Source organism: Pseudomonas sp. JUb42 (genome assembly GCF_024807945.1).
Classification (GTDB): domain Bacteria; phylum Pseudomonadota; class Gammaproteobacteria; order Pseudomonadales; family Pseudomonadaceae; genus Aquipseudomonas.
Map to the genome: position 1 here is coordinate 483,302 of NZ_JANUFD010000004.1, position 6,117 is coordinate 489,418.

The 6,117-nt window shown below is 58.0% G+C and carries 7 protein-coding genes and 1 tRNA gene; 2 read left to right on the forward strand and 6 right to left on the reverse strand.

The annotated features are described in order from the left end of the window. Positions 1 to 58: 58 nt before the first annotated feature. From M2401_RS11090 to dapA, 6 genes are all read right to left on the reverse strand, one after another. Positions 59 to 682, reverse strand: a complete 624-nt coding sequence (locus M2401_RS11090; protein ID WP_259102677.1) for a GIY-YIG nuclease family protein — start codon at positions 680 to 682, stop codon at positions 59 to 61. Between the two features lie 230 nt (positions 683 to 912). Continuing rightward, positions 913 to 1,002: transfer RNA gene (locus M2401_RS11095), tRNA-Ser, on the reverse strand. 92 nt (positions 1,003 to 1,094) lie between these two features. Continuing rightward, positions 1,095 to 1,808, reverse strand: a complete 714-nt coding sequence (gene purC, locus M2401_RS11100; protein ID WP_259102678.1) for a phosphoribosylaminoimidazolesuccinocarboxamide synthase — start codon at positions 1,806 to 1,808, stop codon at positions 1,095 to 1,097. Positions 1,809 to 1,836: 28 nt separating this feature from the next. Continuing rightward, complete coding sequence (locus M2401_RS11105; protein ID WP_259102679.1) at positions 1,837 to 2,595, reverse strand: MBL fold metallo-hydrolase; 759 nt, start codon at positions 2,593 to 2,595, stop codon at positions 1,837 to 1,839. After that, a complete protein-coding gene (gene bamC / locus M2401_RS11110; RefSeq protein ID WP_259102681.1) occupies positions 2,595 to 3,710 on the reverse strand; it encodes an outer membrane protein assembly factor BamC in 1,116 nt (371 codons plus the stop codon). The genes M2401_RS11105 and bamC overlap by 1 nt, the downstream gene beginning before the upstream one ends. Positions 3,711 to 3,728: 18 nt before the next feature. Next, positions 3,729 to 4,607: a 4-hydroxy-tetrahydrodipicolinate synthase gene (gene dapA / locus M2401_RS11115; protein ID WP_259102682.1), complete on the reverse strand. Its 879-nt coding sequence runs from the start codon at positions 4,605 to 4,607 to the stop codon at positions 3,729 to 3,731. A 316-nt stretch (positions 4,608 to 4,923) separates the two neighbouring features. Here dapA and M2401_RS11120 point away from each other — a divergent pair, with 316 nt between their 5' ends. Then, positions 4,924 to 5,487 (forward strand): glycine cleavage system protein R, encoded by a 564-nt coding sequence (locus M2401_RS11120; RefSeq protein ID WP_259102683.1) that lies wholly within the window; start codon positions 4,924 to 4,926, stop codon positions 5,485 to 5,487. Between the two features lie 9 nt (positions 5,488 to 5,496). Continuing rightward, the gene (locus M2401_RS11125) at positions 5,497 to 5,970 is read left to right on the forward strand and encodes a peroxiredoxin (protein ID WP_259102684.1); all 474 of its coding nucleotides are present in this window, start codon (positions 5,497 to 5,499) and stop codon (positions 5,968 to 5,970) included. Positions 5,971 to 6,117 lie beyond the last annotated feature (147 nt).

Consider the following 6,117-nt stretch of genomic DNA (forward strand, 5'->3'; position numbering starts at 1 on the left):
GCCTGCAACCTAACACTGCCCATACATTAACATTCCTTACCAATATGGGCACAAATAGTCACCTAGCTTTTTCCGCCTGAATTAATCTGTGAACATCTACTACTCCGTCAATAAACGGTATCGCCTCATCAGTAAAGAACTCTCGAGACTTATTTACTCTAAAGCCTGTCAGCAATTTGTGCAGCGCTTGCTCAAGCTCGATAAAATTGCGAGTTGAGTAAACCTTGTGAACAGAGAACTCGAAAGGCACACCAGTTGTATAGAGTTGCAAAATTCGCTTTTCTATATTTTGAGATGTGAAACCTATTTTGATGATCTCGCGACCCTGCTGAGTATAGGTTCCTGTTTTCAAAACGTAGACGTTGCCGATGGATACGTCAAAGTCTTCAAGCTCAGGTGCATCTTCAGCAAGCTCACCAGTAGTCAGCGATACCTTGTAAGGTTTAGTGGAGTAGTCACAGAAAAATTCATCATTGGTCCTAACCACGCCATAAATCTGAGCCAACAGTGCATGATCTAAGGTCGTGTAGTGGCCCCGCTCAACGTTGCGAAGATGCGAAGGCGTACCATGGAATTCTGGATATTGGGCCTTTACGACCTCTTTGATCTCTTGCGGTGTCAGGGGCTGTTGAGAAGCCTCCACCACGGACCTGATCGTCTCTTTGAACGAGCGAGTGAGCATAGTCAAACATCCTTGTGATAAGCCCCGATGCTATCCAAAGGCCACCACAAGGGCAAGGTAAAGTGATTCAGCGGCTAGGACGCAACCCAGAAAAAAGGCAGGCGAAAAAAAACGGTAATTTGTAGGTATTTTTCTGCTTTACCACCTTAAAAGGCGATGCTACAGAAATTTGCTACATAATTACCGTTTTCTTGCCTTGTAACTCATTGATTTACAAGGGCTTTTAATAATGGCGGAGAGATAGGGATTCGAACCCTAGGTACTGTCGCCAGTACAACGGATTTCGAATCCGTCCCATTCGGCCACTCTGGCATCTCTCCAACGGCGCGCATGATAACAGCTTAACTGGGGAATGCGAGCATTTTGTCCAAGTTTTTTTTCGTGCTATCAAGCGCTTGCGTCGTTTTGAGGGTTACAGCGGGACGCCCAGACGATGGGCGACTTCTTCGTAGGCTTCGATCACGTCGCCCAGACCCTGGCGGAAGCGGTCCTTGTCCATTTTCTTCTTGGTGTCCTTGTCCCACAGACGGCAGCCGTCCGGGCTGAATTCGTCACCCAGGACGATGGAGCCGTCGCTGAACACGCCGAATTCCAGTTTGAAGTCGACCAGCAGCAGGCCTGCGTCGTCGAACAGCTTGCTCAGGACTTCGTTGACCTTGAGCGACAGTTCTTTCATGCGTACCAGTTGCTCGGCAGTGCCCCAACCGAACGCCACGACGTGGGATTCGTTGATGAACGGGTCGCCCATGGCGTCGTTCTTGAGGAACAGTTCGAAGGTGTAGGGATTGAGCTTGGTGCCCTCTTCGATGCCCAGGCGCTTGACCAGGCTGCCGGCAGCGTAGTTACGCACGACGCACTCGACCGGGATCATGTCCAGCTTCTTGACCAGGCATTCGTTGTCGCCCAGCAGTTTGTCGAACTGGGTCGGCACGCCTGCGGCTTCAAGTTTCTGCATGATGAAGGCGTTGAACTTGTTGTTCACCATGCCCTTGCGGTCCAGCTGTTCGATGCGCTTGCCGTCGAATGCCGACGTGTCGTTGCGGAACAGCAGGATCAGACGGTCAGCGTCGTCGGTGGTGTACACCGATTTGGCTTTGCCGCGGTAGAGTTCTTCACGTTTTTCCATGATGGGCTCCGCTTGCTAAGTAGATGGGCTAGGCGATATGTCGCCAGTCGAGCCCTGAATCTTGATCGGCCAGTTGCAGCCAGTCCGGGTCGCACCCGAGGGTGTCGACAAAACATTGCCGGGCCAGCTGCGGCAGGTTGTTCTTGCTGCTCAGATGGGCCAGCACCAGGTGCTGTAAATCCTGCCATCCCAGCTCGCTCACCAGATTGGCGGCCTGGTGATTGTTCAAATGTCCTCGTTCGCCACCCACCCGCTGCTTGAGGAAGTACGGGTAATGACCCCGGGCCAGCAGGTCACGGCAATGGTTGGCTTCGATCATCAAGGCATCGAGGCCCTTGTAGCTGTGCAGTATCGACTCGCAGTACGAGCCCAGGTCGGTCAGTACGCCAAAGCGCCGCTTGCCGTCACTGAACACGAACTGGGTCGGCTCAAGCGCGTCGTGGGCCACGGCCACGGCATCGATGGTCAGCGCGCCGATCTGCAGCTGTTGGCCGCCGCCGAGCAACCCGGCAACTTCCAGCGGCTTGCGCAAGCCACGCTGGGTACCGCTGCTGAGGTACACCGGCAAATTGTAGCGCCGCGACAGCATCCCCACGCCATGCACATGATCGGCATGCTCGTGGGTTACCAGAATAGCGCTCAATTGGTGAGCGCTGAGCCCCAGCCGGGCCAGGCGTCGCTCGGTTTCCCGCAGGGAGAAACCGCAATCGACCAGCACGCAGGTGTTGTCGCTTGCGACCAGCGTGCCGTTTCCCTGGCTGCCGCTTCCCAGAACCGCGAAGCGCATTAACCCAGGTTGTCTTGAATCACACCCAATACACGGCGGGCGACATCGCTTGGCGCCACGGTATTGATGTTCTTCTCGACGGTGACCTGGACGCTGTCACCCACTTTGCTCAAACGCACCTGATAACGCTGGGCGCGGGCATCGATCTCTTCCTTGGTGGTCTTGCTGCCGAACAGACGGCCGAAGAAACCAGGCTGGTTTTCCGGACGATCGGCACGTTCCGCCAGGTTGATGTAGTACAGGCCGAGGCTGCGGTTGATGTCTTCCACGCGCCATTCACCCTGGTTCAGTGCACGGCCGACGCTCGACCAGGCACGGTCCAGGTCGGAGCCGACGTTGAGTACCGGGTTACCGCTGCCGTCTTCGCTAAGGGCTACACGGCTCGGGGCGTCGAAGTCACGCGCAGCGAGCAGGGAGATGGAGCTGCCCTTCTCGGCGCCGCGGCTCATGCTGGCGAGCATGTCGTCGGTCAGTGCCGAGTCCAGGCCCAGGTTGACGGTACGCGCCGGGAAATCGCTCTCGGTGGTGCTGCCGGCCGGGCGCTCGAGGCTGACCACGAAGATTTCACTGGTGTTGCGCTGCACGCCAGGCTCGATACGTACCCGCACGCGGGTTTCGCTGTCGGCGGACAGGCCGCTGGCCTTCAGGCGCGTGGACACGGCGCCGGACAGTTCGTCCAGACGCTGCCAGGTGGTGTTGAATTCACCGGTCTGCGGGCGGTCTTCAGCGATGCGGAAGCCGTTGTCCTCGAAGTACTGGTGAGCAATCGGCCAGACTTCGGCAGGCGAGCGCTGCGCGAGGATCCAGCGCGCATCGCCGTTCTTCTGCAGGCTGAAATCGCTGGACTCGGCCACGGTGGACAGAGGCTGCGGACGCGGCACGATGAATTCGCCTTTAACGGTTTCATCGGCAACATTGCGCGGAATCGGCAGCAAAGGATCCAGGCGCTTGCGCGTAGCGACATCAGAAGGCAGCTGCATCGGTGCAGTCTGGTGGGATTCCAGGTAATCACTGCTGCGATCCCGGAAGTAGCCCTCAGGACCCCAAACCCAGGAGCAGCCGCTGGTGCTGGTGATAATCAAGGCAAGTGCGGAAAGTCCGGCCAATCGCTTCATTGCGTAATACTTCCTCAATTAAACCAATACGCCGGACTGGCGCAGGGCCTGACGCAGCGGTTCGTGGCAGGGTTCGCTGAGCCAGGTGAGCGGCAGACGGATACCGTCCGGCATCATGCCCATTTCATGCAGAGCCCATTTCACGGGAATAGGGTTGGATTCGATAAACAGGGTTTTATTGAGCGGCATCAGTTTTTCATGGATCGCCCGGGCGGTGACGGCATCGCCACGCATGGCCGCGGCGCACAGGTCGCTCATGGCGCGCGGCGCGACGTTGGCGGTCACGGAAATGTTGCCCTTGCCGCCCAGCAGGATCAGCTCGACCGCCGTGGCGTCGTCACCGGAGTAAACCAGGAAGTCGCTGCTCACGCCTGCCAGGATATCCTTGGCGCGCTGCAGGTCGCCCGTGGCTTCCTTGATGGCGATGATGTTTTTCACCGTAGACAGACGGATCACAGTCTCTGCCTGCATGTCACAGGCGGTACGGCCCGGCACGTTGTAGAGGATCTGCGGGATGTCGACTGCTTCGGCGATGTGCCGGAAATGCTGGTACAGGCCTTCCTGGGTCGGCTTGTTGTAGTACGGAGTCACCAGCAGGCAGGCATCGGCACCGGCATTCTTGGCATTGGTGGTCAGTTCGACGGCTTCGCGCGTCGAATTGGCCCCTGTGCCGGCGATGACCGGAATGCGCCCTGCTACCTGGGCGACCACGCGACGGATCACTTCGATGTGTTCATTGACATCGAGAGTGGCCGATTCACCTGTAGTGCCAACGGCAACAATGGCGTTGGTGCCCTCTTGCAGGTGAAAGTCCACCAGTTTGCTCAGGCTGTCCCAGTCAAGACGACCCTGTGCATCCATTGGTGTGACCAGTGCCACCATACTGCCCGCAATCATGCAACCGCTCCTGCCGGAAAAAGAGAGCGGTAATGGTACTGGCGCCATCGGCCTTGTACAAGCGAAGTACCGTGCTCTGAGCATTCCCCTGAGCGATGGTTTTCGCTACCCTTCGTTCTTTGATTGGTACGGGTCATCTGTCGGCCTCGTTCAATCGATCGCTTTTACTGCCGCAATCCCCGTCCCAGCGCTGTCTGCGCGCCTTTTCCAGGCGATCAGGCGGTAGCGGTCGTGGCGGATTTCCAGCAACGGCGATCAACGAACGACTCACGCAAGCCCGCTTACGTACCGACCACTCATCGCTTAGGAATGCTGCATGTCGTCCACCCCCACAGTCCGCGAACAATTCCTTGTCATCAGTGCCCTCGGGGCCAACCCCATGGAGCTGACCAACGTGCTGTGCCGCGCCAGCCACGAGAGCCGTTGCTCCGTGGTCAGCTCGCGTCTGACCCGCCATGGCGAGTACAGCGCTCTGATCCTGCAGGTTTCCGGCAGCTGGGACGCTCTGGCCCGCCTGGAAGGCAGCCTGCCGAGCCTTGGCAAGAAACACACCTTCACCATCAGCGTCGTGCGCAGCGCCACCCTGGAGAGCCGTCCCGAGGCCCTGCCTTACGTGGCTTATGTCAGCTCCGCGTATCGTCCGGACATCATCAATGAACTCTGCCAGTTCTTCATGGATCACAATGTCGAGCTGGAAAACCTGATCTGCGATACGTATCAGGCGCCGCAGACCGGCGGCACCATGCTCAACGCGACTTTCACCGTCACCTTGCCTGCCGGGACCCAGATCAGTTGGCTGCGCGATCAGTTCCTCGATTTCGCCGATGCGCTGAACCTCGACGCCCTGATCGAACCCTGGCGCCCACAAGCTCCCATGTAAGGAATCGTCATGGCTGTTGCCGTCGATCAACCCGTAGTCAACTTCGAAGCACCGGCCACTGGCGGCCAGACCGTCAGCCTGTCAGCCCTCAAGGGCCAACAGGTGGTGATCTATTTCTACCCCAAGGACAGCACGCCGGGCTGCACCACCGAAGGCCAGGGCTTCCGCGACCATTACGCGCAGTTCCAGGCGGCCAATACGCTGATCTACGGGGTGTCCCGTGATGGCATCAAGTCCCACGAGAACTTCAAGGCCAAGCAAGAATTCCCTTTCGAGCTGATTTCCGACAAGGATGAAGCCGTCTGCCAGCTGTTCGACGTGATCAAGCTGAAGAAGCTGTACGGCAAGGAATACATGGGCGTGGACCGCAGCACCTTCCTGATCGACACCGATGGCGTGCTGCGGCACGAATGGCGTGGGGTCAAGGTGCCAGGCCATGTGGCCGAGGTACTGGCCAAGGCTGAGGCCTTGAACAAGGGCTGAGCAGATTATTTTGTGAAACCGGATTGTGGGAGCCGGGGGGGGGGGGGGGGGGGGGTGTAAAAAGAGCCAACACACCCCCCCCCCCCCCCCCACACCAAAGGGGGGAAGTAGGAAAAAAAAGAGCGCCACAAATGCCGATAAGAAAGC